This window comes from Faecalibacterium sp. OF03-6AC (genome assembly GCF_003478175.1).
In the GTDB taxonomy this organism is placed as follows: domain Bacteria; phylum Bacillota; class Clostridia; order Oscillospirales; family Ruminococcaceae; genus Faecalibacterium; species Faecalibacterium taiwanense.
On the sequence record NZ_QUEN01000003.1, the window covers coordinates 9,073 to 31,790 of the forward strand.

Below are 22,718 nucleotides of genomic sequence, written 5' to 3' on the forward strand. Positions count from 1 at the left end.
GGGAGGGGACTCGAACCCCCAAGGATAAACCACACGCACCTCAAACGTGCGCGTCTGCCAGTTCCGCCACCCTCGCATACCGTATTGTTTTCGCAGCCCTGAAATCTCTGAGGTGAAAGACCGTGATGCGGACTGCTTGAATATATTACCACGTTCCTGGCAGATAGTCAAGCGCTTTTTCTCTTTTTAAATGAAATTTTCGGGCCGTCATTCCTTAAGAATATGTTGGTTGAAATGCATGGATGGGTGTGATACTATATAACTAACTATCTCTGCTCAGTTGTTTTGGCAGCAGGGAAGAAGATGATAAGGATACGGCGGAAATGCATTTCTGCGCAGGGTGCAGACCGACCGGTTTTTTGAAAGGAATTTGAGTGGACGCAGGAATGAACGAGAAAAAAGAAAATGTTATTGTAAACGGTTTTTTCTGGCGCTTTGCAGAGCGGTGCGGTGTGCAGCTGATCTCAGCGGTGGTGTCCATCCTTCTGGCGCGCATCCTTACACCCGATGATTATGGCAAGGTGGCACTGGTGACGGTGTTCAACAATATCATGTATGTCCTGCTGGACTGCGGCATTGGCACCGCGCTGGTGCAGAAGAAGGAAGTGGACGAGCTGGATTACTCGTCGGCGTTCTTTTTCAGCATTGTGATCAGCTTTGTGCTGTATGGGGGAATGTTCGTGGCGGCACCGTATCTGGCTGCTTTCTACAATGACCCCAGCATGACCCCAATCTTTCGCGGCATCAGCCTGACAGTGGCGGTCTGCGGCATCAAAACGATCCAGCAGGCGCATGTGACCCGGAACATGAAGTTCCAGTATTTTTTCTATTCCGCCTTTGCGGGCGCGATCGTATCCACGGTTCTGGGCCTGGGCCTTGCCTATATGGGCTTTGGAGTCTGGGCGCTGGTGGTGCAGCAGGTATCCAATATCACGGTGGACACGCTGGTGTTGTGGAAGCTGTCCTCCTGGCGGCCTAAGATGGAGTTTTCGTGGCAGCACCTGAAAGGGCTGCTCTCTTATGGCTGGAAGCTGCTGGCCTCGTCGCTGAGCAGCGTCATCTACAACAACCTGCGCAGCCTGATCATCGGCAAGGTGTACACCTCGGCGGATCTGGCGTATTACAATCAGGGCGATAACCTGACTTATAATATCGCGTCAAGCGTGGATACTTCCATTGAGAGCGTTTTGTTCCCGGTCATGTCCTCACTGCAGGATGACCGTGCGCAGGTCAAGAACATGACCCGCCGCTCCATCAAGACCTGTACCTATATTATTGCGCCGGTGATGATGAGCGTTGCGTTCTGTGCCGAACCGCTGGTGCGCCTGATCCTCACCGAGAAGTGGCTGCCCTGCGTGCTGTTCCTCAGGGTGTTCTGCCTGAGCTATATATGCTGGCCGATCATCACGGCAAACCTGAATGCAGCCAAGGCCGTGGGCCGCAGCGATCTTTACCTGAAGCGTCAGCTTATGAACGAAGCGGTGTGCATCCTTCTTCTGCTGGCAACATTCCATATCAGCGTCGAGGCCATTGCATATGGTGTGCTGATCACGAATGTCGTGACCCAGATCCTGGATGCACAGCCCAGCAAAAAGCTGATCGACTATGGCTATCTGGAACAGATGCGCGATATCCTGCCGACCCTGCTGCTGGCAGCGGGCGCAGGCCTGTGCATGTATCTGGTCATTTTCCTGCACCTGCCGGATCTGCTGACGGTGATCATTCAGGTGGTGGTTGGTCTGGGCATTTATCTGACAGGCTCTGCCATTCTGGAATTGGACACCTTTGAATATTTCAAGGATGTGCTGGCTCCGTCCATCCGGCAGAAGCTGAAACGCTGAAACCGGCATTTTGAATCGCGTAAAAATCCGTCGGGCGGGTGATGTCCGACGGATTTTTGTTCTTTTTGTCTAAAGTATACAAGAACAAACATTAAAAACCGGCAAAGCGACCATTGAAAAAACGCAACTGATATACTAGAATATAAGTACAAGAGCGCGGCACACGGCTGCGCGGAAAATGCAAAGCAGAAAATATAAAACAGGAGGATTTTCCTATGCCTATGAAAATGGGTTGGCGCTGGTATGGCGAGGGCAACGATCCCATCAGCCTGAGCGACATCAAGCAGATCCCCGGCGTGACCAGCATCGTCTGGGCGCTGCACGATAAGATGCCCGGCGAGATCTGGGAGATCGACGAGATCCAGAAGGTAGCCGATCAGATCCACGCCTACGGCTTCGACATGGACGTGGTCGAGTCGGTCAATGTCCACGATGATATCAAGATCGGCCTGCCCACCCGCGACAAGTACATCGAGAACTACAAGCAGTGCATCCGCAATCTGTCCAAGTTCGGTGTCAAGGTCATCTGCTACAACTTCATGCCGGTGTTCGACTGGACCCGTACCGATCTGTTCCACCCCGTGGGCGACGGCTCCACTGCACTGTTCTATGAGAAGGACAAGATCAAGGGCGATTACAAGGCTATGGCTGAGTACATCATGTCCTTCACTGAGAAGTATAACATGACCTTCCCCGGCTGGGAGCCGGAGCGCATGGCAAAGCTGGACGAGCTGTTCAAGGCTTACGCCCCTGTCACCAAGGAAAAGCTGTGGGAAAACCTGAAGTACTTCCTGGAAGCACTGATGCCCACCTGCCATGAGTGCGGCATCAAAATGGCCATCCATCAGGATGATCCCCCTTGGGATATCTTCGGCCTGCCCCGTCTGCTGGTGGATGCCCAGAGCATCGACCGCTTCCTGAGCATGGTGGATGATCCGTACAACTGCCTGACCCTGTGCACCGGCAGCCTGAACGCAAACCCCAACAACAACTGTGCTGAGACCGTGCGCAAGCACTGCGACCGCATTGCCTTTGGTCACATCCGCAACATCCACCACTTCCCCAATGGCGACTTCTCCGAGGCTGCTCACCGCGACTGCTGCGGCGAGACCGGCATTATCGAGGTGCTGCGTGCTTACCATGACTGCGGCTTTGAGGGCTACATCCGTCCCGACCATGGCCGTCAGCTGTGGGAGGAAGGCCCCGGCAGCTGCCGCCCCGGTTACGGCAAGTATGACCGTGCTCTGGGCGTTCAGTACATGCTGGGTGTCTGGGATCTGCTGGATCGTCTGGATGAAGAGAAAAAGAAGGGCTGATAAATATGAAGCTGTCTGAGATCAAAAACGGCAATCTGTCCGCCGAGTGGGCAGAGAAGGGCTATGAGCTGCCCCAATTCGATATCGAGGCCGTCAAGGCCAAGACCCACGCTGAACCCACCTGGGTGCACTTCGGCGCAGGCAATATCTTCCGTGCATTCCCGGCTGCCATCCTGAACGATGCGCTGAACACCGGCAAGTATGACCGCGGTGTCATCGTGGCCGAGAGCTTTGACTATGAGATCATCGACAAGGCTTATCGTCCCTACGACAATATGAGCCTGCTGGTCTGCCTGAAGTCCACCGGCGAGATCGAGAAGAAGGTGGTGGCTTCCGTTACCGAGAGCCTGAAGGCTGACTACTCCTTCGGCGAGGACTGGGCACGTCTGGTGGAGATCTTCCAGAACCCCAGCCTGCAGATGATCTCCTTCACCATCACTGAGAAGGGCTACGGCGTTGCTCCTGCTGATCTGGAGCGCGGCCTGACCCCCGTGCTGGCCATGGGCAAGGTCACTGCTCTGCTGTACGAGCGCTTCAAGGCCGGCAAGCTGCCCCTGACCGTCCAGAGCATGGATAACTGCTCCCACAACGGCGATAAGGTCAAGAATGCTGTCCACGCCTATGCTGCCAAGTGGGTGGAGCAGGGTCTGGTGCCCGCCGAGTTCCTGGCCTATGTGCAGGACGAGACCAAGATCACCTTCCCCTGGAGCATGATCGACAAGATCACCCCGCGCCCGGATGCCAAGGTCCAGCAGATGCTGGCCGACGACGGCTTTGAGGATAACTACACCATCGTCACCGAGAAGCACACCTTCACTGCTCCCTTCGTCAACGCCGAGGAGACCCAGTACCTGTGCATCGAGGATCACTACACCAATGGCCGTCCTCCGCTGGAGCTGGGCGGTGTGCTGTACTGCGACCGTGAGACCGTTGACAAGATCGAGAAGATGAAGGTGTGCACCTGCCTGAACCCGCTGCACACTGCAATGTCCATCTATGGCTGCATGCTGGGTTACACCCTGATCTCCGCCGAGATGGCCGATGAAGACCTGCGTGCCTTCATCCAGAAGATCGGCTACATCGAGGCAATGCCCGTCGTGGTCGATCCCGGCGTTCTGAACCCCTACGAGTTCATCGGCGCTGTCATCAACCGCCGTCTGCCCAACCCCTTCATGCCGGATGCTCCCCAGCGTATCGCTACCGATACCTCCCAGAAGCTGGCCATCCGCTTTGGTGAGACCATCAAGGCCTACGAGGCACGCGGTCTGGACAAGAGCAACCTGATCCTGATCCCGCTGGTGCTGGCAGGCTACGCCCGCTACCTGAAGGGCATCGATGACAATGGTCAGGCTTTTGAGCCTTCCACCGATCCGCTGCTGGCTGAGCTGCAGGCCATCGTGGCTCCGCTGGAGGTCAAGGAAGGCGAGCAGGACTTCAGCTGCCTGAAGCAGCTCTACAGCCGCACCGATGTGTTCGGCGTAGATCTGTACGCTGTTGGTCTGGGCGAGAAGATCGAGGCAATGGCCAAGGAGCTGTTTGCCGGCCCCGGCGCTGTGCGCAAGACCCTGCACAAGTATACGCTTGCCCGCTGATCGGCTGACGCAATCACATAAGCTATCTCCGCACCCACGCTGCGCTTTGCTTTGCCGCAGTGTGGGTCTTTATAAAAGAAAAGAACTGCTGAACGAAATGTCAGCAGTTCTTTTTTTGTGTGTGCATATTTTTGGGTTTAGCCTTTTCTGCAGTCGTGCAGCTTTTCTTTGGGCAGGATGCTGGCCAAAAACTTCCACACCACTTCCATGCGGTCGTTCAGTAAGTAAGCTTTCTCTTTTTCTACGTAGAGGTACACCGCATTGTCCGTGCGGTAGGCGCAGTAAAAGCTGTCCCATGCGTGGCGGCTGGTGGGTTCGGGCTTGTCCTGCTGGCCGTACATCCACACAGCAATGCCGGTGTCGGCCAGCTCCACACGGTAGAAGGCCCGCGGCAGGTGCATCTGTTTGATTTGCCGGGAAACGCTGCGGAAGAATGAGTAAAAGTAGCTCACCGGCAGGCCGATGCCCACAATGGCAAGCACAGCAGCCAGCAGCCCGGCACCCGGGCGCTTGCCCAGCTGCGAAAGGCAGACGGCGGCAAAAGCCAGCATGATGGCGGCAAAAACAGCGGGACGCAGCCATGCTTTGCGGTGATGGAATGCATCGAACACGGCAAAATCGCGGAAGCCCTGCTCACCCATGGTGGTGGAAACGGAGATGGTCTGGGACATAAAGTCGCCTCCTTTGTATTTATAGGCATCGTACCACAATTGCGCGGTTTAGGCAAGAGAAAAACATGCAAACCTTGCCAATCCGGCCCAAAGCGTGGTACAATAAATCGTTACCAAACGAAAGGAGGCGGCAGGCTTTGCAGCACCGCAAGCGGCAGATCACCCTCAAGCAGCGCATGGGCTTGTGTCTGGCAGCATTTTTTGCGGCCTTTGCCATGCAGCTCACGCTCAATGGCTACCAGTCCAGAGCAGTGCAGGCAGTACAGGACGCGCAGATGGGCTGCTTCAACGCCATCAGCCGCTTTCAGGGCGGTGTGGAAAGCTCTATTTCCGTGCTGGAGAACTACCGCTGGGAGAACAGCGAGCCGGAGGTGATCATTGACCGGCTGCAGTCGGCATCTTCCACCTGCAACGCATGGCTCTGGCGCATCGGTACCAGCCTGAACAGTCTGGAAAGCGTCAGCGATGAGCAGTGGGTGCTCTACAGCGCAGTGGATACGGTCTATCAGACCTACACCGGCCTGCTGGATGAGCTGGAAAACGACCTGCTCAGCGGCAACGATGCCGCAGCTTCCCAGCTGTATTATGCAAAGGTGGTGCCCTGCGGCGATTACCTGAGCCAGTACACCCTGCAATTGCTGGAAACCGCCATTCAGGATTCCCAGACCACCTACACCACCATCTCGGCCCTGAACGAGCGCATCACCATGCTGCAGACGGTGGTGGTGGCGCTGTGCGTGGCGCTGGGCTGCGTTACCGGTTTGATGGTCATGCGTCTGCTCACGCCGGTGCAGCAGATGATCGCAGCCTCCCGCGCCATTGGCAAAAGTGAGTTCGACACCCCGGACATCCCGCTGCCCAAGCAGCCGGAGATCGCTCAGCTGGCCGAGTCCTTCAACATCATGAAGCACTCCATGGCCCAGCAGGTGACCACCCTGCAGGAGAAAAACGAGATCGAGCGGGAGCTGCATCGCCAGAAGACCGAAGCACTGGAGCTGCAGAACCGCATGGAGCGCAGCCGGCTGCAGCAGCTGCGCAGCCAGATCGACCCGCACTTTCTGTTCAACACCCTGAATGTGATCCAGCAGACCGCCGGTACCGAGACGGCCTACCGCACGCAGGCACTCATCATGGCGCTTTCGCATCTGCTGCGCTACAGCCTGATGAGCAACGATGAACAGGTGCCGCTCTCCCGTGAGGTGCGCATCGTGGATGAATATTACTCCATCTACCATGTCCGCTTTGGTGAGCGGGTGCGTATGGAGTGGCGCTTTTCTGATTCGCTGGATCTTACCGAGACCATGGTGCCGTCCTTTATTTTGCAGCCCATCGTGGAAAATGCCTTCAAGCACGGCATCTGCCCCAAAGAGGAGGGCGGTGTGGTGCGCATCCGCGTGAACCCTCTGCGGGAGAAGGGAATGCTGTGCATCCGCGTGGTGGATAACGGCGTGGGCATCCAGCCGGATCGATTACGACAGCTGCGCGGGGCGCTCAGTCAGCCCGGTGAGCGCTGGGAGCATATCGGCATTTATAATGTTGCGGCCCGCCTGCGTCTGCTGGATCGGAACAGCCGCTTTGTGATACGGTCCCATCCGGGACGCGGTACGGCGGTGGTGCTGTACCTGCCATTGGTGGAGAATGAGGAGGAGTTTGAGGAATGATTCGTCTGTTGATCGCGGATGATGAAGCACTGGAACGGGAAACGCTGGCGGACATCGTGGCCCGCCGCTTTGAGCACGAAGTGACCATCGAGACTGCCGAGAACGGCCGCAAGGCAGCGGATACGGCGGTGCTGTGGGGCGCAGACCTGATCCTGATGGACATTGAGATGCCCGGTATGAACGGTCTGGATGCAGCCCGCGCCGTGCTGGAACAGCGCCCGGAGTGCAAGGTGATCTTTGTTACGGCCTACAGTCTGTTCCAGTACGCCCACGAGGCCATGCATCTGGGGGCCTGCGATTATCTGCTCAAGCCGGTGAACCCGGACGAAGTGGAAGCTTCCATCCGCAAGGCCATCCGTCAGATCGAGGCGGGCCGCCGCCTTGCAGAGCTGGCTCCGGTGGAACCGGAGCCGGAAGCTGACCCGGAGAGCGATGCCGCCGAAGCAGGGGAGAACGACCGCAATGCACTGGTCATGGCCCATGTGCGCAAGTATATGGAGGATAACTATATGTTCGACCTCTCGCTGGACAGTGTGAGCGAGATCCTGCATATCAGCCCGGCGTATCTCTCGGCACAGTTCAAGAAGTACCAGAAGATGAACTTTCTGGACTGCCTGACCGAGCTGCGTATCAACGCTGCCAAGGAGCTGCTCACCGACCCGTTCCGTTCGGCAGCAGAGGTAGCTTCCATGGTGGGCTACGAGGATTCCAGCTATTTTGCCCGCACCTTTAAAAAACGCACCGGCATGACCCCCACCCAGTACCGCAGGGAAGCGGCCAAGGCTGCACGGGAGGCCCGCCTGTGACCCGCCGTCAGATGCTGACCGCCCTGTTTGGCGCAGCCGTGCTGGCACTGCCGGTGGCGGGCTGCGGCCATCAGCCGGTGCAGGAGCAACAGGGGGCGGAACTGGTCCTGCGCTATGCGGAGAACCAGCCGGAGGATTATCCTACTACGCAGGCGGCGCTGGCCTTTGCGGATCTTGTGGCCCAGCGCACCGATGGCCGCGTGAAAGTGCTGGTGTACAGCGGGGGAGAACTGGGCGCGGAGCAGAGCGTGATCCAGCAGATGCAGTTCGGCGGCATTGATTTCTCCCGTGTGTCCCTCAGCCAGCTGGCTGAGTATGAACCGGCGCTGAGCGTTTTGCAGCTTCCGTATCTTTATACCGATGCCGACCAGATGTGGCGGGTGTTGGACGGCTCCATCGGCGACGAATTCCTTTCCATGCTGCAGTCGCTGGAGCTGACCGGCCTTTCCTGGTTCGATGCCGGTGTGCGCAGCATCTACACCCGGCAGAAGGTGACAGGCCTTGCAGATCTGCAGGGCCTGACCATCCGCGTGCAGGAATCGGACATGATGAGCGAAATGATCACCGACCTCGGCGCAAAGCCGGTAAAGGTGGTGTACAGCAAGGTGTATGCCGCCCTGCACAACGGTGAGATCGATGGCGCAGAGAACAACTGGCCCAGCTACGAAGCCATGGGTCACTACGAGGTGGCACCTTACTTTTTAAAGGACGAGCACACCCGCGTGCCGGAGGTGCAGCTTGCAAGCCCTGCTGTGATGGAAAAGCTGGCCGCACTGGACGAGCGCTACCCGGAGATCATCCGCCTGTGTGCCCGGGAGAGCGCCAAGGTGGAGCGCAGGATCTGGGCGCAGCAGGAGGCGGAATCGGAAAGTGATCTGCGTGCAGCAGGCATTGAGGTGACGGAGCTGGACGAAGAAGAAAAGGCAAGATTCCGTGCTGCTGTGCAGCCGATGTATGATCGGTTTGCCCAGCAGGGCGAATTGATCGCCCGCATCCAGCAGGCATAAGCTCCACAGCAAAGCCCGGAAAAGATGGGCAAAGAAATCAGGAAAACAGAATAAAGAACCGGCAAAGCGCTGTGTGCTCTGAACCCAAAAGGAAAGGGCATCCAGCGCTTTGCTTCCATCTGGAATACAGAAATGTATCCATCTGTTAGGCGAAGGTGCACAAACAAAAAGTAAAGCACTTGGCAGTTTTCACAAAAGAAATTCTGACATTTTTTCAAAAAGCAGGACATTTTTTGAAAGCCCTTGTTTCGTTTAAAAAAATTTGCTAAAGTGTGTACAGTAAATGAACGGCATGCGGGCCCTGTGCAGACCGGGCCGTTCGGGAGATTTAAGGAGGACGATTTATTATGAAAAAGATCACTCGTCGCAGCTTTCTGGCAGCAGCCGGCGTTTCCGCCGCTGCTCTGGCTCTGACCGCATGTGGTGGCTCCAGCAATTCTGCTGCTTCCACCTCTACCGCAGCTTCTTCCACCGCAGCTTCTGCTGCTGGTGATGCTACTGCTGCTGCAAACGATCCCAAGGTGACTCTGGTCTACGCCGAGGTCAACCCGCTGGATACCATCGTTGGCCAGACTGCTACCCACTTCAAGGAGAAGGTCGAGGAGCTGACCGGCGGTTCCGTCGTCATCGACGTGCAGGCTTCCGGCGTTCTGGGTTCTGAGAACGACGTTCTGGACGCAATTCTGGGCGGTTCTACCTCCATCGATATGAGCCGTATCTCCGCTTTCGCACTGACCAGCTATGGCTGCAACAAGTCCAAGCTGCTGTCCATCCCCTTCACCTTCGAGAACCGCGCACACTTCTGGAACTTCGCTAACAGCGATCTGGCACCTGAGTTCCTGAACGAGCCCCAGGAGCTGGGCCTGCCCGTTCGTGGTGTCTTCTACGGCGAAGAGGGCTTCCGTCACTTCTTCACGGTCAACCCGGTTTCCGGCATCGCTGATTTCAAGGGCCTGAAGCTGCGCGTGTCCAACGACCCCGTTATGAACGGCATGGTCGAGGGTCTGGGCGCTAACCCCACCGTCGTTTCCTTCGGTGAGCTGTACAGCGCACTGCAGACCGGCGTTGTGGATGGTGCTGAGCAGCCCATCGCAAACTACAAGTCCAATGCATTCCCCGAGGTTGCCAACAACCTGATCCTGGACGGCCACACTCTGGGCGCTATTCAGGCTGTTATCACCGATAACGCATGGGGCAAGCTGACCGAGAACCAGCAGGCTGCCATCATGGAGGCTGGTGCTGATACGCAGGCCTTCAATGCAGACCTGTCCGAGACCGCTGAGAACAAGGTTCTGGAGGAGCTGAGAAGCTCCGGCTGCAACGTTGTGGATGTTGACGACAAGGCACCCTGGCAGGAGGCCTGCGCTAAGGTCATCAGCGAGAACACCTCCGATCAGGCTGAGCTGTATCAGCAGCTGCTGGACATGAAGGCATAATTGAAAAAGCCTTTCCTGTTCTGAGATAGTACATAGCCCGGCGGGGGACTACGGGATACGCCCGCAGACCTGCCGGGTTTTTTATATGGAGGAATTCATATGCCGAAAATCTTTACCACTTTGGATAAGATCAAGCCGGCGTACGACATCACCTACAAAGTGGTCCTGTTTATCTGCAAGCTGCTGCTGATCGCAGATATCCTCATCACTACCATGTCGGTCATCGGTCGTTACGTCTCGTTCATCCCGGACCCGGCATGGTCGGAAGAAGTTGTGCTGACCTGCATGAGCTACATGGCCGTGCTGAGTGCTGCTCTGGCCATCCGCCGCGGTGCCCATATCCGCATGACTGCGTTTGACGTGTATCTGCCCAAAACCGCCGTCAAAGCGCTGGATATTCTGGCCGATCTTGCCGTGTGCATTCTGGGTGTCATCATGATGGTGGTCGGCTGGAACTATGCCACCACTCTGGGCGGCCGCGGCTTCTACGTGTCCATGCCCTGGCTGAGCCGCTTCTGGATGTACTTCCCGGTGCCGCTGGCCGGTGTTGCCATGATCATCTTCGAGATCGAGGCACTGTACAACCACATCAAGAGCATTTTTGTAAAGGAGGAAGTGTAATATGACAGTTCAGACACTGGCAATCATTGTCCTTCTTGTCAGCTTCTTTGTAATGATCTTCCTGCGTTTCCCCATTGCATACGCCGTTGGTCTTTCCAGCGTGCTGTGCATGATGGTGCAGGGTCAGGCACTGACCGATGTCTGCCGTCTGATGGTCAAGGGCATCTCTTCCTTCAGCCTGATGGCCGTGCCGTTCTTCATCACCATGGGCGTGCTCATGGGCTCCGGCGGCATTTCTGAAAAGCTGATCGCTCTGGCTGATGCCTGCGTGGGCTGGATGCGCGGCGGCATGGCAATGGTCAACATCGTTGCTTCCTACTTCTTCGGCGGTATTTCCGGTTCTGCATCTGCAGATACCGCTTCCATCGGCTCCATCATGATCCCCATGATGGTCGATCAGGGCTACGATGCCGACTTCTCCACTGCTGTTACCATCACCTCCTCCTGCGAGGGTCTGCTGGTTCCTCCGAGCCACAACATGGTCATTTATGCCACCACTGCCGGCGGCATCTCGGTCGGCAGCCTGTTCCTGGCAGGTTATCTGCCCGGCGCTCTGCTGGCCATCGTCCTGATGATCGGTTCCTACATCATCTCGGTCAAGGAAAATTACCCCAAGGGCTCTCCGTTCAGCATCAAGGGCTTCGTTAAGCAGCTGGGCACTTCCATCTGGGCACTGGCCGCTGTTGTCATCGTTGTGTTCGGCGTTGTTGGCGGTGTGTTCACCGCTACCGAGTCTGCAGCTATTGCAGTTATCTACTCTCTGTTCGTGTCGGTGTTCGTCTACAAGGGTCTGGACTGGAAGGGTGTCTGGCATGCGCTGGATGAGTGCGTGAACACTCTGTCCATCGTGCTGATCCTGATCGCTACCTCTGCAGTCTTCGGCAACTGCCTGACCATGCTGCATGTGCCGGATCTGGCTGCAAATGCCATCACCAGCGTCACCGATAACCCCTACATCATCGCTCTGCTGATCGACCTGATCATCTTGGTTCTGGGTTGCATCATGGATATGGCTCCCATCATCCTGATCGCTACTCCCATCCTGCTGCCCATCGCAACCTCCATCGGCATCGATCCCATCCAGTTCGGTATCATCGTGGTTCTGAACTGCGGCATCGGCCTGCTGACTCCTCCTGTCGGCGCTGTGCTGTTCATCGGCTCTGCCGTTGCAAAGCGCCCGATGGAAAAGGTCGTCAAGGCGACCCTGCCGTTCTACCTGTGCATGTTCATTGCACTGCTGCTGCTGACCTTCGTGCCCGACATCAGCCTGGCGATCCCCAAGCTGCTGGGCGGCTACGTCAGCCCCATCACCAACCCGCTGGGTCCTGTGTTCATCCACTGATGGCCTGACGGCGTAAGGTAAAACCGTTAAAGTCCTCTGCATGAAAGTGCAGGGGGCTTTTTGTATGCTAAAAACTTTATTTTCCCTCTTGCATTCTGTCGGAATCGTGCTATAATAGTAAGGCAATCGTTTCCAAGGCCGCTCGACGGGGTAGCCGATATTGAAGGTTGTGATGGGCACATACATTTATAATATGGCCCCAACAAGTCAGAACCAGAAATGAGGTGAAAAGAATGAAACAGGGTATCCATCCGAACTACGTTGACTGCACCATCACCTGCGCATGCGGCAACGTCATTAAGACTCGTTCCACCAAGCCTGAGATCCACGTCGAAGTTTGCTCCAAGTGCCATCCTTTCTACACTGGCAAGCAGAAGCTGGTTGACACCGGCGGACGTGTTGAGCGCTTCAACAAGCGTTTCGGCCGTAAGTAATTATGGTTTTCTGAGCACCGTTTCCTTTGGGAAACGGTGCTTTTTTGCTGCCTTTTTGGCATATGAAAGGGCGGCCTTAATCATTCTTAAGAATTCTTTTTGCATCCCACCACAGGATTGTCTTAATTTTTACACATTTTCCGTCTAAAATATACCAGCATTGAACTAGATGAAAAAGGAGCGTTTGCTGTGATCGAAGTATCGCATCTGAGCAAAAAGTATGGCACGCACCCTGCCATTGAAGATTTGTCCTTTACGGTGGGCGACGGCCAGATCTTCGGCCTGCTCGGCCCCAACGGCGCGGGCAAATCCACGATTATGAATATCCTCACCGGCTACCTTGCCGCCACCTCCGGTGAAGTGAAGATGGCGGGCTTCAGCCTGCCGGAGCAGGCCCAGCAGGCCAAGGCCTGTGTGGGCTATCTGCCCGAGCAGCCGCCGCTCTACCCGGAAATGACGGTGCAGGAATATCTGGATTTTGCTGCAGAGCTGAAAGGCATCAAAAAGAAGGCCGACCGCAAAGAACAGGTGCGCAAAGCTGCCCGCCGCACCGGGTTGGAAGAGGTGCTGCCCCGGCTCATCCGCAGTCTGTCCAAGGGCTACCGCCAGCGCGTGGGCATTGCGCAGGCACTGCTGGGCGCGCCGCAGCTCATCATTCTGGACGAGCCTACCGTGGGCCTTGACCCTGCACAGGTCATCGAGATCCGCAGACTGATCCGGGAGCTGGGGAAAAGCCACACGGTCATCCTGTCCAGCCACATCCTCAGCGAGGTGCAGGCAGTGTGCAGTCAGGTACTGATCCTTTCCAAGGGACATCTGGTGGCGGTGGGTGCGCCGGAACAGCTGGCCGAAAAGCTGAACCCCGGCAGCCGTCTGCGCGCTACCGTTCTGGGCGGGGGGAAGACCGTACTGAAAACAGTTGGCTCCATTCCGGGCATCCGCAAGGTGGAGATCGAATCCGAGGCCGACGGACAGGTGACCTTTACCGCAGAAAGTGCCGATGCTTCTGACCGCCGCGCCGAGGTGTCCCGCGCCCTTTCGCAGGCCGGATGCACGGTGCTGGCGCTGGCAGCGGAAAACAGGACGCTGGAGGAAGTGTTCCTTGCACTGACCGAAAACGAGTCTGAAACACCATCGGATGAAGGGGAGGAGAAAACGGAATGACCGCCATTTTCAAACGCGAAGTCCGCAGCAGCTTTCATGGCATGATCGGCTATGTGCTCACCGCCTTTATGCTGGCGGCAACGGCTATCTATTTTGTTGCTCTGAATCTGGGCTACGGCCTGACGGATTTTGGCTATTACACGCTTTACCGCACCACGTTTGTGCTGCTTTTGTATATCCCGGTGCTCACCATGCGCTCCTTTGCAGAGGAACGCCGCACCCGCACCGATCAGCTGCTGCTTACCAGCCCGGTGTCTGTGTGGGAGATCGTGCTGGGCAAATTCTTTGCCCTGTGCGTCATCTTTGCACTGCCGTGCCTTGCCGATGCGGTCATGATCCTTGTACTGGCCGCACTGGGTGCCACCGGCACGGCCACGCTGGCAAACTTGGCCGCTCTGCTGTGCTATTATCTCATGGGCTGCGCCGCCATTGCCATTGGCGTGTTTCTTTCCAGCCTGACCGAGAATCAGATCATTGCTGCGGTGGCAGGTGTTGCCGCACTGCTGCTGGCCTACATGATGCCCAGCCTGCGCAGCATGTTCACCGCAGGCAGCGCAGTGGCGCTGGCCCTGTTCACCGCCATTGCGGCAGTGCTCAGTGTGGTGGCAGGCCTGCGTACCCGCAGCTTTACGCTGGGCTGCCTGACCTTTGCGGGCTGCTGTGTGGTGCTGACGGCACTGTTCCTGCTGCAGAGCAGCTGGCTGACCGAAGCGTTCAGCGCGGTGCTCAGCGGGCTGTGCCTGTTCACGCCGTTTGAAGAGTTTGTCAACAACAGCTTTTCCATCTCGACGCTGGTGTACTACCTGACCGTGACCATGCTGTTTTTGTTCTTCACGGCGCAGGGGCTGGAAAAGCGCCGCTGGAACTGAGGGGAGGGGAACAACATGAAAAATTTCAAATTTTCTTCCTCCGCAAACGGCAAGGTGTTCCGCAATGGGCTGTACTCCACGGCCATTCTGGCAGCAGCCATCGTGTTGGCCGTGCTGATCAATCTGCTGGTGGGGGCCATCCCGAAAAAATACACCGAGTTCGACCTCTCTGCCGCCAAAATGTACACGCTGGGCGACAGCTCCAGGCAGCTGATGCAGAGCCTGGATCAGGACGTGACCGTTTATTATCTCTGTGAGACCGGCAGCGAGGATGCCATTATCACCAAGCTGCTGGATCACTACGCCGACGAGAGCGGTCACTTCCACTGGGAGCAGAAGGACCCGGCGCTTTACCCGACCTTTGCAGCGCAGTACGGCGCAGAGAATGCATCCACCGGCAGTCTGATCGTGGTCAGCGGTGAGAACAGCGAAGTGCTGAACGCCGCCGAACTTTACGAGTACGATTACTCCGATTACTACACCACCGGCGCTGCCAACGTGACCTTTGGCGGCGAAAAACAGATCAGCTCTGCCATCTACAAGCTGACTGCCGCAGCAGAAAGTCATGCCTACTACACCACCAACCACGGCGAGCAGGCGCTTACCTCCTCGCTGACCGAGGCGCTCAAGGCGCAGAATATCAATGCCCAGCCGCTGGATCTGCTCACCGGCACCATCCCGGAGGACTGTGATCTGCTCATCATCAGCGACCCCGCTTCGGATTTTGCAGCGGACGGCCTTGTGGATGAGATCGCGCAGCTGCAGGCCTATCTGGAAAACGGCGGCAAGGTGCTGCTGACCACCAGCGGCTATACCGAAACGCCCAATCTGGATGCAGTGATGGCACAGTTCGGCCTTGCGCGTGAGCCGGGCCTTGTGGTGGAGGGCGATGCGGGCCACGCGCTGTACGGCTACCCGTACTCGCTGTTCCCGGACTACGCGGCCGCCGACGAAAGCACCGCGCTGGACGGCGTGAATCAGAGCACCCATGTGAGGCTCTCGGTGGCACAGGGCATCACCATTACCGAGACAGACGATGTGACGGCGGAACCGCTGCTGTATACCACCGAGGATGCCTACAGCAAGCAGAACTTTGATGCCAGCTCTTCTTCCGCAAAGGAAGCCGGCGATACCGACGGCCCGTTCTCGCTGGCCGTATGGGCGCGCAATGACTCCACCGGTGCCGAGGTGATCTGGATCGGCTGCCCCAACATGGACAACGAGCAGGTGTACCAGTCCATTCCGGGCAACCTGACCTTCCTGCAGGGCTGTGCCGCTTCGCTGGTAGGGCAGAGCCTGCTCATCGACACCAAAGCACTGGAAGCTGCACCCATCACGGTCCCGGCTTCCGCATCCATGACGCTGGGCATGGTGTTCGTATTCGTGCTGCCCGCAGCAGTGCTCATTGCAGGTGCTGTGGAGGTGCTGCTGCGCCGCCGCAGGTAAGGGGGCACTGCCATGAAAACAAAACAGCGCACCCTTGCGGTGCTTCTGGTGCTGGTGCTGGTGCTGGGCGGGCTGCTGTGGGTTGTCAGCCGCAGCAATGCCGCAGAAGAAGCTGCTTCCAGCGCCGCCACAGAGGGCAGCATTGTGCTTTCTTCTTTTGCGGCGGGCGATGTGACCAGCATCCGGTATGCCTATGGCGGCGAAACGCTTGCCCTGAATTACGATTCCGGCAGCTGGACGCTGGCGGATGACCCGGACTATCATCTGGATGCATCTGCCTGCAATACCATGGTCACGGCGCTGGCATCCCTGAACGCCAAACGTCAGCTCACGGCTCAGCCCGGCGAGGACTACGGCCTTGCCGATCCGGCTGTTACGGTCACGGTGACGGCGGCAGGCGAGACGAACACCTTTGCCTTTGGCACCGAGAACCCGGTCACAGGAGATCTGTATGTGCAGAAGGCAGGGGACGATGCCGTGTACACCGTTTCTGGCAACAAGGCGGCCTGCTTTGAGCTGACCGAAGCGGACCTTTTTGGCGCGTTCAACCCGGCGGGACTGACGGCCTCCGCGCTGGAAAGTGTTTCCATTACGACGGGCAGCGGCACCCTTGCACTGAATGCAGTCTCTGAGCCTGCGGAAGCGGAGAGCGATTCCTCGGAAAGTGCGGCCGATTCCACCACCTATCAGACCGTGTGGCGGCTGGCCGATGAACCCTCTGCCGATCTGGACGACAGCAAGGTGCAGAGCATCCTCTCTGCTCTGGCAGGCTATGTGACCGCACAAATCACGGATGCCGACCCTTCGGCCTATGGCTTTGATGCACCGCTTGCAACGGTGCGGGCCGTCTCTGCCAATGGGACCGTGACCCTCCACTACGCCGAAAATGCAGACGGCTGCTGGATGATGGTGGAGGGGGACAGTTCCGTCTATGCGGTTGACCTTGACACTGTGCAGGCCCTTCTGATAACGGCCGCTGCCTTAAAAGCTGAATAAAAACCTTTGTGCGCCGTATGCGGAAAGCCCGCTGCGGCGCATGTTTTTTTGTTGCGGCGTGTAAAGCTTCGGCAAACATCGGCAGAGTGATTGACATTTCAGCAAAGATTGATTAAGATAGACGAGACAGGGCAGAATAACTGCGCAATATAAGAGCCTGCTTTTGCAGGTTCTCCGGTCGTCATGGATGTTGTGCGGGGCTGGGTCGCCCTGGTACGAGAGATGGGGCATGGCCCTGTCTTTTTTCGTATCTGAGTTACAAGGAGGATAAAGTAAAAAAATGGACAACTCGGTGATCGTTTCACTGCGGGATATCGTAGTGGAATTTGACGGTCAGCGCATTCTGGATGGGCTGAACCTCGACATCCATGACAAAGAGTTCGTAACGCTGCTGGGCCCTTCCGGCTGCGGCAAAACCACCACCCTGCGTCTGATTGCAGGTTTTCTGGAACCCAATTCCGGCAAAGTGCTGCTGAAAGGTGAGGACATTACCGGCGTGCCGCCCTATAAGCGCCCGGTGAACACTGTTTTTCAGAAATACGCACTGTTCCCGCACCTGAACGTGTTCGAGAACGTGGCCTTCGGTCTGCGGCTCAAAAAGATGGACGAAGAGACCATCCGCCGCAAGGTGCGCAACATGCTGGAAGTTGTTGGCCTGAAAGGCTTCGAACGCCGCAGCATCAGCCAGATGTCCGGCGGCCAGCAGCAGCGCGTGGCCATCGCCCGCAGTCTGGTGAACGAGCCGGAGATCCTTCTGCTGGATGAACCCCTTGGCGCACTGGACCTCAAGCTGCGCAAGGAGATGCAGCTGGAGCTGAAGCGCCTGCAGCGCGAAATGAACATTACCTTTATTTATGTTACCCACGATCAGGAGGAAGCCCTTACCATGTCCGATACCGTCGTGGTCATGAACGGCGGCAAGGTGCAGCAGATCGGCACGCCGGAGGATATTTACAATGAGCCGAAGAATGCCTTTGTTGCAGACTTCATTGGCGATTCCAACATTGTGGACGGCGTGATGCACCGGGATTTTCTGGTGTCCTTCTCCGGCGTGGACTTCCCCTGTGTGGACCGCGGCTTTGCCCGCGAGCAGAGCGTGCAGGTAGTGGTGCGCCCCGAGGATATCGAGGTGGTCTCTCCTGTGGAAGGCCAGCTTGTCGGCGTTGTGAACGATGTCATCTTCAAGGGTGTCCACTTTGAGATGCATGTGGAGTGCGAGGGCCGCGAATGGCTGATCCATTCCACCCGCGCCTGCACCCCCGGTGAGACCATTGGTATGCGCATCGGCCCCAACGAGATCCACATTATGGCGCGTTCAGAGGGGTGAGCCGCAATGATGAAGATTTACGATAAAAAGCTGGCCTATCCGTACTTTGTATGGATGACGCTGTTCACAGTGGTGCCTTTGATCATCGTGGTGTACTATGCATTTACGGATGCAAACGGAGCTTTCACGCTGGATAACCTCACCTCCATCAGCGGCTACGGCTCGGTGTTTGCCCGCAGCCTGCTGCTGGCCCTCATTGCCACGGTCATTTGTCTGGTCATTGCGTTCCCGGTGGGCTATTTTCTTTCCCGCCTGCGGGTGAACAAGCAGCACATCATGCTCATGCTGGTCATGCTGCCCATGTGGATGAACTTTCTGCTGCGGACCTATGCATGGATGGGCCTGCTCAGCATCAACGGCCCGGTGAACGCCGTTCTGGGCGTGTTCGGCCTTGGCCCCTTCAATATGCTCAACACCTCCGGCGCGGTGGTGCTGGGCATGGTGTATAACTATGTGCCCTATATGATCCTGCCGCTGTACACCAGCATGACCAAGATCGACCAGAGCCTGGTGGAAGCTGCGCAGGATCTGGGCGCTTCCACCACCAAGACCCTTCTCCGGGTGCTCATTCCCATGAGCGTGCCCGGCATCAGCACCGGCATCACCATGGTGTTCGTCCCGGCGGTGTCCACCTTTGTTATCAGCCGTATGCTGGGCGGCGGCTCCAACCTGCTCATTGGTGATCTGATCGAGATGCAGTTCCTTGGCAACAGCTACAATCTGAACGTGGGTTCTGCCATGAGCCTTGTGCTGATGATCATTGTGCTGCTGTGCATGAGCTTCACCTCCAGCTTTGATGAAGATGAAATGGAGGGCGTGTCCTGATGAAAACGAAACATCTGCGCCTGATGCAGCGCGTCTATATCGTGCTGTTTTTCTGCTTCATGTACCTGCCCATTGCATACATGATCGTATTCAGCTTCAACCAGTCCAAGGGCTATTCGCTCTTCACCGGCTTTACCCTCAAGTGGTACTCCAGCCTGCTGCACAACTCCTCCATCCTGCATGCGCTGCTGGTCTCGCTGGAAGTGGCTCTGATCTCTGCGGTCATTGCCACTGTGCTGGGTACAGCGGCAAGTCTGGGCATTGCGTCCATGGGCCGCGGAAGCCGCCTTGTCGTTACCAACATCACCTATATCCCGGTGGTCAACCCGGAGATCATCACCGGCATCTCGCTCATGCTGCTGTTCGTGGCCTACCAGCGCTTTGCCGGGGGTGTCTCCTGGCTACCGGATACCATCATGGGCTTCCCGACGCTGCTCATTGCGCATATCGCGTTCAATGTGCCGTATGTCATCTTCAACGTCACGCCCAAGCTCAAGCAATTGGATATCAAGCTGTATGAGGCAGCGCTCGACCTTGGCTGCGACCCCAGGCAGGCCTTCTTCAAGGTCATCCTGCCGGAGATCAGCCCGGCCATCCTGTCGGCATTCCTCATCTGCCTGACCTATTCCATCGACGACTTCATGATCTCCTATTTCAACTGCGGCACGGTGGAAACGCTGCCCATCGCCATCTACTCCATGACCCGTAAAAAGGTCAGCCCGGAGATCTATGCGCTGTCCACCATCATGTTCGTGGTCATTCTGTGCATCATTCTGATCTCCAACGCAATGGAGAGCCGCAGCTACCGCCGCGACCAGAAGGCGCTGAGAGGGGAGGGCATGTGATGAAACGTTTTGCTGTGCTGCTGCTGGCGCTGGCAATGACGGTCTGCTGTGCAATGCCCGCCTTTGCCGCCGGCACCATCGAAGTCACTGAGGACGTCTCGGTATCGGACGATTACGACTGGACCCGCTTCAAGGGCCAGAACATGGCCATCAATGTCTATAACTGGGGCGAGTACATCTCCAACGGCTCGGACGACAGTGTGGACGTGGTGGCGGCCTTTGAAAAGCTCACCGGCATCAAGGTGAACTACACCACCTTCGACTCCAACGAGTCCATGTACGCAAAGCTCAAGTCCGGCGCAGCCAACTACGATGTGGTCATTCCGTCGGATTACATGGTGGCAAAAATGATCGCCGAGGGGATGCTCAAGCCTCTGAACTACGACAATATCCCGAACTTCAAAAAGATCGATCAGGAATACGTGGATCCGGATTACGATCCGCAGAATGCCTACACCGTGCCCTATATGCTCTGCACCACCGGTATCATTTATAACACCACCATGGTGGACAAAGCGCCCACCAGCTGGGCCGACCTGTGGGACGAGCAGTACGCAGGCAATATCCTGATGTTCAACAACAGCCGCGATGCCTACGCCATTGCTGCTTTTAAGAGCGGCCACGATATCAACCCGCAGTCCACCGAAGAGGTGGATGAGGTGGTGGAAGAGCTGAAGGCTCAGAAACCGCTGGTGCAGGCCTACGTCATGGATGAGATCTTTGATAAGATGATCGGCGGCGAGGCAGCCGTCGGTGTGTACTACTCCGGCGATGCCATCACCATGATCGACGATAATCCCGACCTTGCATGGGTGTTCCCGGAGGAAGGCAGCGTGCTTTCCGTGGACTGCATGACCATTCCTGCTGCCAGTGAACATCAGGAAGCTGCGGAAATGTTCATCAACTTCATGTGTGAGACGGACATCGGCAAGGCAAACGCCGAGTACATCGGCTACACCACCCCCATGCAGGATGTGTGGGAGGTGCTGGACGAGGATCTGAAGGAGAGCGAGATCGCTTATCCGTCCGAAGAGAAAGTCGCCAAGGAAAAGGTGTTCACTGCCCTGAGCGACGATGTGAACAGCGAGCTGGACGTGAAGTGGAGCGAAATGAAGAGCTACGACGAGGGTGGCAGCAGTCTGCTGTTCCTTGCGCTGCTGGCAGCCATGGTAGCGCTGGCCTGCTTCAACATCTGGCGCAAGGTCCGCAGGCGCAACCGCAATCAGTATTAAACGCAAAGGAGGCTGCTGCACAGAACAACGTGCAGTGGTCTCTTTTTATAGAAAGGAAAAACCATGGAACAGTTCTTTTACACCGAGACCATGACAGTCATGAACGCAGATGCCGACTTCCGCAGCCTGCTCAAGCCCAGCGCCCTGCTGCGCTATGTGGAGCAGATTTCGACAGACCACGCCCGCGCCTTTGGGATGGATGACCAGTTCTTCAAAGATCGCGGTGTGACCTTTCTGGTGGGCAAGCAGGCCCTGAAATTTGACCGTGTGCCCCAGCGTGCCGAAACGCTGACCCTTACCTCCCGGGCGCAGGTCAGCAAACACGGTTCGGTCAAACGCATCACCAACCTGACCGATGCCGAGGGCAAAGAGGTGGCTATGGTGGACTGCCGCTGGATCGTGGCAAGCCTTGCCGAGGGCCGTATCCTGCGGGAGCCGGGCTGGACGGTGGAGAATTTCTGGAACGATACGGTGGAGGACGAGCTGCCTTTGCAGCTGCACAAGTGCAAAGATGGTCTGACCAGCGCAGGGGAGTGGACGGTGCATTATTCCCAGTGCGATCTGAACGGCCATTTGAACAACGCATTCTATCTGGACCTTGTCTGCGATGCGCTGCCGCTGGAAGTGATGCGCAAAGGCCCCGTGACCTTTGCTTCTATCAACTACCACCGCGAGATCCCGATGGGAGAAACGGCAGAGGTGTTTTATGCCCCTTCGGCGGATGGCTGGTATGTGATCGGAAAGCACAACGGCCAGACCAGCTTTGAGTGCTATCTGGAGGTGGGAAAGACAAACGTGTAAATCGTTGATCTCTCAAGAGAACCGCTGCGCCGCTTTTAGCTGAAAATAAGCGAGCAATGCAAAAAACGTCACCTGTGCAGAAAAAACGGCGCATTTTGAGAATTGCATCCTCTGAGGAACAGGGAGTACTCTTTTATTAGAAGGATCTTCTCGTTGTCCAAAGGAGGATAAAACAAATGAAAAAACATCTCCGAGTCCTTGCGGCCGTTCTGGTACTGTGCTTCAGCCTGCTGTGCCCGGCGGCATCTGCCGCCAGTGTACAGACTGCGGCCTGCAAGCCGTCCACTGCAGCCGTTCAGACCATTTCTGCCGGCAAAAAGACGGAGCAGATGGTCTGGGTCCCAACGCACGGCGGCAAAAAATATCACAGCAAGTCTACCTGCAGCAATATGAAAGACCCGGAAAAGGTTACATTATCGAAAGCAAAAGCGGAAGGCTTCACTGCTTGCAAAAAGTGCTATTAAGAAAATAAAGAATGATCTGCAA

Annotated in this window: 21 protein-coding genes; 20 read left to right on the forward strand and 1 reads right to left on the reverse strand. The window is 56.8% G+C overall.

Annotated elements, in window-relative coordinates; genetic code table 11:
* Positions 1-386 precede the first annotated feature (386 nt).
* From DXA66_RS03970 to DXA66_RS03980, 3 genes are all read left to right on the forward strand, one after another.
* Positions 387-1,841, forward strand: a complete 1,455-nt coding sequence (locus DXA66_RS03970; RefSeq protein ID WP_118526939.1) for a lipopolysaccharide biosynthesis protein — start codon at positions 387-389, stop codon at positions 1,839-1,841.
* A 215-nt stretch (positions 1,842-2,056) separates the two neighbouring features.
* On the forward strand, positions 2,057-3,157 hold the full coding sequence (gene uxuA, locus DXA66_RS03975) for a mannonate dehydratase (protein ID WP_118526941.1): 1,101 nt from the start codon (positions 2,057-2,059) through the stop codon (positions 3,155-3,157).
* A gap of 5 nt (positions 3,158-3,162) precedes the next feature.
* Positions 3,163-4,749 carry a mannitol dehydrogenase family protein gene (locus DXA66_RS03980; RefSeq protein WP_118526943.1) on the forward strand — a complete coding sequence of 529 codons (1,587 nt, stop codon included), beginning with the start codon at positions 3,163-3,165 and terminating at the stop codon, positions 4,747-4,749.
* A gap of 137 nt (positions 4,750-4,886) precedes the next feature.
* Here the strand turns inward: DXA66_RS03980 and DXA66_RS03985 are convergent, their stop codons facing one another.
* A complete protein-coding gene (locus DXA66_RS03985) occupies positions 4,887-5,420 on the reverse strand; it encodes a YcxB family protein (protein ID WP_118526945.1) in 534 nt (177 codons plus the stop codon).
* Positions 5,421-5,557: 137 nt separating this feature from the next.
* On the opposite strand from DXA66_RS03985, the gene DXA66_RS03990 reads away from it, so the two are divergent.
* The 17 genes from DXA66_RS03990 (at position 5,558) to DXA66_RS04070 (ending at position 22,696) form a co-directional block, all read left to right on the forward strand.
* The gene (locus DXA66_RS03990; protein ID WP_243089025.1) at positions 5,558-7,081 is read left to right on the forward strand and encodes a sensor histidine kinase; all 1,524 of its coding nucleotides are present in this window, start codon (positions 5,558-5,560) and stop codon (positions 7,079-7,081) included.
* Positions 7,078-7,887, forward strand: a complete 810-nt coding sequence (locus tag DXA66_RS03995) for a response regulator (protein ID WP_005937194.1) — start codon at positions 7,078-7,080, stop codon at positions 7,885-7,887. The genes DXA66_RS03990 and DXA66_RS03995 overlap by 4 nt, the downstream gene beginning before the upstream one ends.
* Positions 7,884-8,894 carry a TRAP transporter substrate-binding protein gene (locus DXA66_RS04000; RefSeq protein ID WP_242959327.1) on the forward strand — a complete coding sequence of 337 codons (1,011 nt, stop codon included), beginning with the start codon at positions 7,884-7,886 and terminating at the stop codon, positions 8,892-8,894. The genes DXA66_RS03995 and DXA66_RS04000 overlap by 4 nt, the downstream gene beginning before the upstream one ends.
* A 347-nt stretch (positions 8,895-9,241) precedes the next feature.
* Positions 9,242-10,330 carry a TRAP transporter substrate-binding protein gene (locus DXA66_RS04005; RefSeq protein ID WP_118526947.1) on the forward strand — a complete coding sequence of 363 codons (1,089 nt, stop codon included), beginning with the start codon at positions 9,242-9,244 and terminating at the stop codon, positions 10,328-10,330.
* Positions 10,331-10,429: 99 nt separating this feature from the next.
* Complete coding sequence (locus DXA66_RS04010; protein WP_097777886.1) at positions 10,430-10,951, forward strand: TRAP transporter small permease; 522 nt, start codon at positions 10,430-10,432, stop codon at positions 10,949-10,951.
* A 1-nt stretch (position 10,952) separates the two neighbouring features.
* Entirely contained in the window at positions 10,953-12,293 is a 1,341-nt protein-coding gene (locus DXA66_RS04015; protein WP_097777885.1) for a TRAP transporter large permease, read from the forward strand.
* Between the two features lie 233 nt (positions 12,294-12,526).
* Positions 12,527-12,727, forward strand: a complete 201-nt coding sequence (rpmE, locus tag DXA66_RS04020) for a 50S ribosomal protein L31 (RefSeq protein WP_005926533.1) — start codon at positions 12,527-12,529, stop codon at positions 12,725-12,727.
* A gap of 189 nt (positions 12,728-12,916) precedes the next feature.
* Positions 12,917-13,891, forward strand: coding sequence for an ABC transporter ATP-binding protein (locus DXA66_RS04025; protein ID WP_118526949.1), 975 nt, complete (start codon positions 12,917-12,919; stop codon positions 13,889-13,891).
* A complete protein-coding gene (locus DXA66_RS04030) occupies positions 13,888-14,760 on the forward strand; it encodes an ABC transporter permease (RefSeq protein ID WP_118526951.1) in 873 nt (290 codons plus the stop codon). Before DXA66_RS04025 ends, DXA66_RS04030 begins: the two co-directional genes overlap by 4 nt.
* A gap of 15 nt (positions 14,761-14,775) precedes the next feature.
* Positions 14,776-16,206, forward strand: a complete 1,431-nt coding sequence (locus DXA66_RS04035) for a Gldg family protein (RefSeq protein ID WP_118526953.1) — start codon at positions 14,776-14,778, stop codon at positions 16,204-16,206.
* Between the two features lie 12 nt (positions 16,207-16,218).
* Complete coding sequence (locus DXA66_RS04040) at positions 16,219-17,202, forward strand: DUF4340 domain-containing protein (protein WP_118526955.1); 984 nt, start codon at positions 16,219-16,221, stop codon at positions 17,200-17,202.
* 280 nt (positions 17,203-17,482) lie between these two features.
* Positions 17,483-18,529 carry a spermidine/putrescine ABC transporter ATP-binding protein gene (gene potA / locus DXA66_RS04045; RefSeq protein WP_097774916.1) on the forward strand — a complete coding sequence of 349 codons (1,047 nt, stop codon included), beginning with the start codon at positions 17,483-17,485 and terminating at the stop codon, positions 18,527-18,529.
* Between the two features lie 9 nt (positions 18,530-18,538).
* A complete protein-coding gene (locus DXA66_RS04050; RefSeq protein WP_044953212.1) occupies positions 18,539-19,354 on the forward strand; it encodes an ABC transporter permease in 816 nt (271 codons plus the stop codon).
* Complete coding sequence (locus DXA66_RS04055; protein ID WP_118526957.1) at positions 19,354-20,199, forward strand: ABC transporter permease; 846 nt, start codon at positions 19,354-19,356, stop codon at positions 20,197-20,199. Before DXA66_RS04050 ends, DXA66_RS04055 begins: the two co-directional genes overlap by 1 nt.
* The gene (locus tag DXA66_RS04060) at positions 20,199-21,431 is read left to right on the forward strand and encodes a PotD/PotF family extracellular solute-binding protein (RefSeq protein WP_118526959.1); all 1,233 of its coding nucleotides are present in this window, start codon (positions 20,199-20,201) and stop codon (positions 21,429-21,431) included. The genes DXA66_RS04055 and DXA66_RS04060 overlap by 1 nt, the downstream gene beginning before the upstream one ends.
* Before the next feature lie 63 nt (positions 21,432-21,494).
* Positions 21,495-22,232: an acyl-[acyl-carrier-protein] thioesterase gene (locus DXA66_RS04065; protein WP_118526961.1), complete on the forward strand. Its 738-nt coding sequence runs from the start codon at positions 21,495-21,497 to the stop codon at positions 22,230-22,232.
* 176 nt (positions 22,233-22,408) lie between these two features.
* Positions 22,409-22,696 carry a hypothetical protein gene (locus DXA66_RS04070; RefSeq protein WP_005937246.1) on the forward strand — a complete coding sequence of 96 codons (288 nt, stop codon included), beginning with the start codon at positions 22,409-22,411 and terminating at the stop codon, positions 22,694-22,696.
* Positions 22,697-22,718: the final 22 nt, after the last annotated feature.

Coding starts and splice junctions, on each gene's coding strand:
- DXA66_RS03970 (WP_118526939.1), top strand. CDS start 387: ATGAACGAGAAAAAAGAAAATGTTATTGTAAACGGTTTTTTCTGGCGC.
- uxuA (WP_118526941.1), top strand. CDS start 2,057: ATGCCTATGAAAATGGGTTGGCGCTGGTATGGCGAGGGCAACGATCCC.
- DXA66_RS03980 (WP_118526943.1), top strand. CDS start 3,163: ATGAAGCTGTCTGAGATCAAAAACGGCAATCTGTCCGCCGAGTGGGCA.
- DXA66_RS03985 (WP_118526945.1), bottom strand. CDS start 5,420: ATGTCCCAGACCATCTCCGTTTCCACCACCATGGGTGAGCAGGGCTTC.
- DXA66_RS03995 (WP_005937194.1), top strand. CDS start 7,078: ATGATTCGTCTGTTGATCGCGGATGATGAAGCACTGGAACGGGAAACG.
- DXA66_RS04005 (WP_118526947.1), top strand. CDS start 9,242: ATGAAAAAGATCACTCGTCGCAGCTTTCTGGCAGCAGCCGGCGTTTCC.
- DXA66_RS04010 (WP_097777886.1), top strand. CDS start 10,430: ATGCCGAAAATCTTTACCACTTTGGATAAGATCAAGCCGGCGTACGAC.
- DXA66_RS04015 (WP_097777885.1), top strand. CDS start 10,953: ATGACAGTTCAGACACTGGCAATCATTGTCCTTCTTGTCAGCTTCTTT.
- rpmE (WP_005926533.1), top strand. CDS start 12,527: ATGAAACAGGGTATCCATCCGAACTACGTTGACTGCACCATCACCTGC.
- DXA66_RS04030 (WP_118526951.1), top strand. CDS start 13,888: ATGACCGCCATTTTCAAACGCGAAGTCCGCAGCAGCTTTCATGGCATG.
- DXA66_RS04035 (WP_118526953.1), top strand. CDS start 14,776: ATGAAAAATTTCAAATTTTCTTCCTCCGCAAACGGCAAGGTGTTCCGC.
- DXA66_RS04040 (WP_118526955.1), top strand. CDS start 16,219: ATGAAAACAAAACAGCGCACCCTTGCGGTGCTTCTGGTGCTGGTGCTG.
- potA (WP_097774916.1), top strand. CDS start 17,483: ATGGACAACTCGGTGATCGTTTCACTGCGGGATATCGTAGTGGAATTT.
- DXA66_RS04050 (WP_044953212.1), top strand. CDS start 18,539: ATGAAGATTTACGATAAAAAGCTGGCCTATCCGTACTTTGTATGGATG.
- DXA66_RS04055 (WP_118526957.1), top strand. CDS start 19,354: ATGAAAACGAAACATCTGCGCCTGATGCAGCGCGTCTATATCGTGCTG.
- DXA66_RS04060 (WP_118526959.1), top strand. CDS start 20,199: ATGAAACGTTTTGCTGTGCTGCTGCTGGCGCTGGCAATGACGGTCTGC.
- DXA66_RS04065 (WP_118526961.1), top strand. CDS start 21,495: ATGGAACAGTTCTTTTACACCGAGACCATGACAGTCATGAACGCAGAT.
- DXA66_RS04070 (WP_005937246.1), top strand. CDS start 22,409: ATGAAAAAACATCTCCGAGTCCTTGCGGCCGTTCTGGTACTGTGCTTC.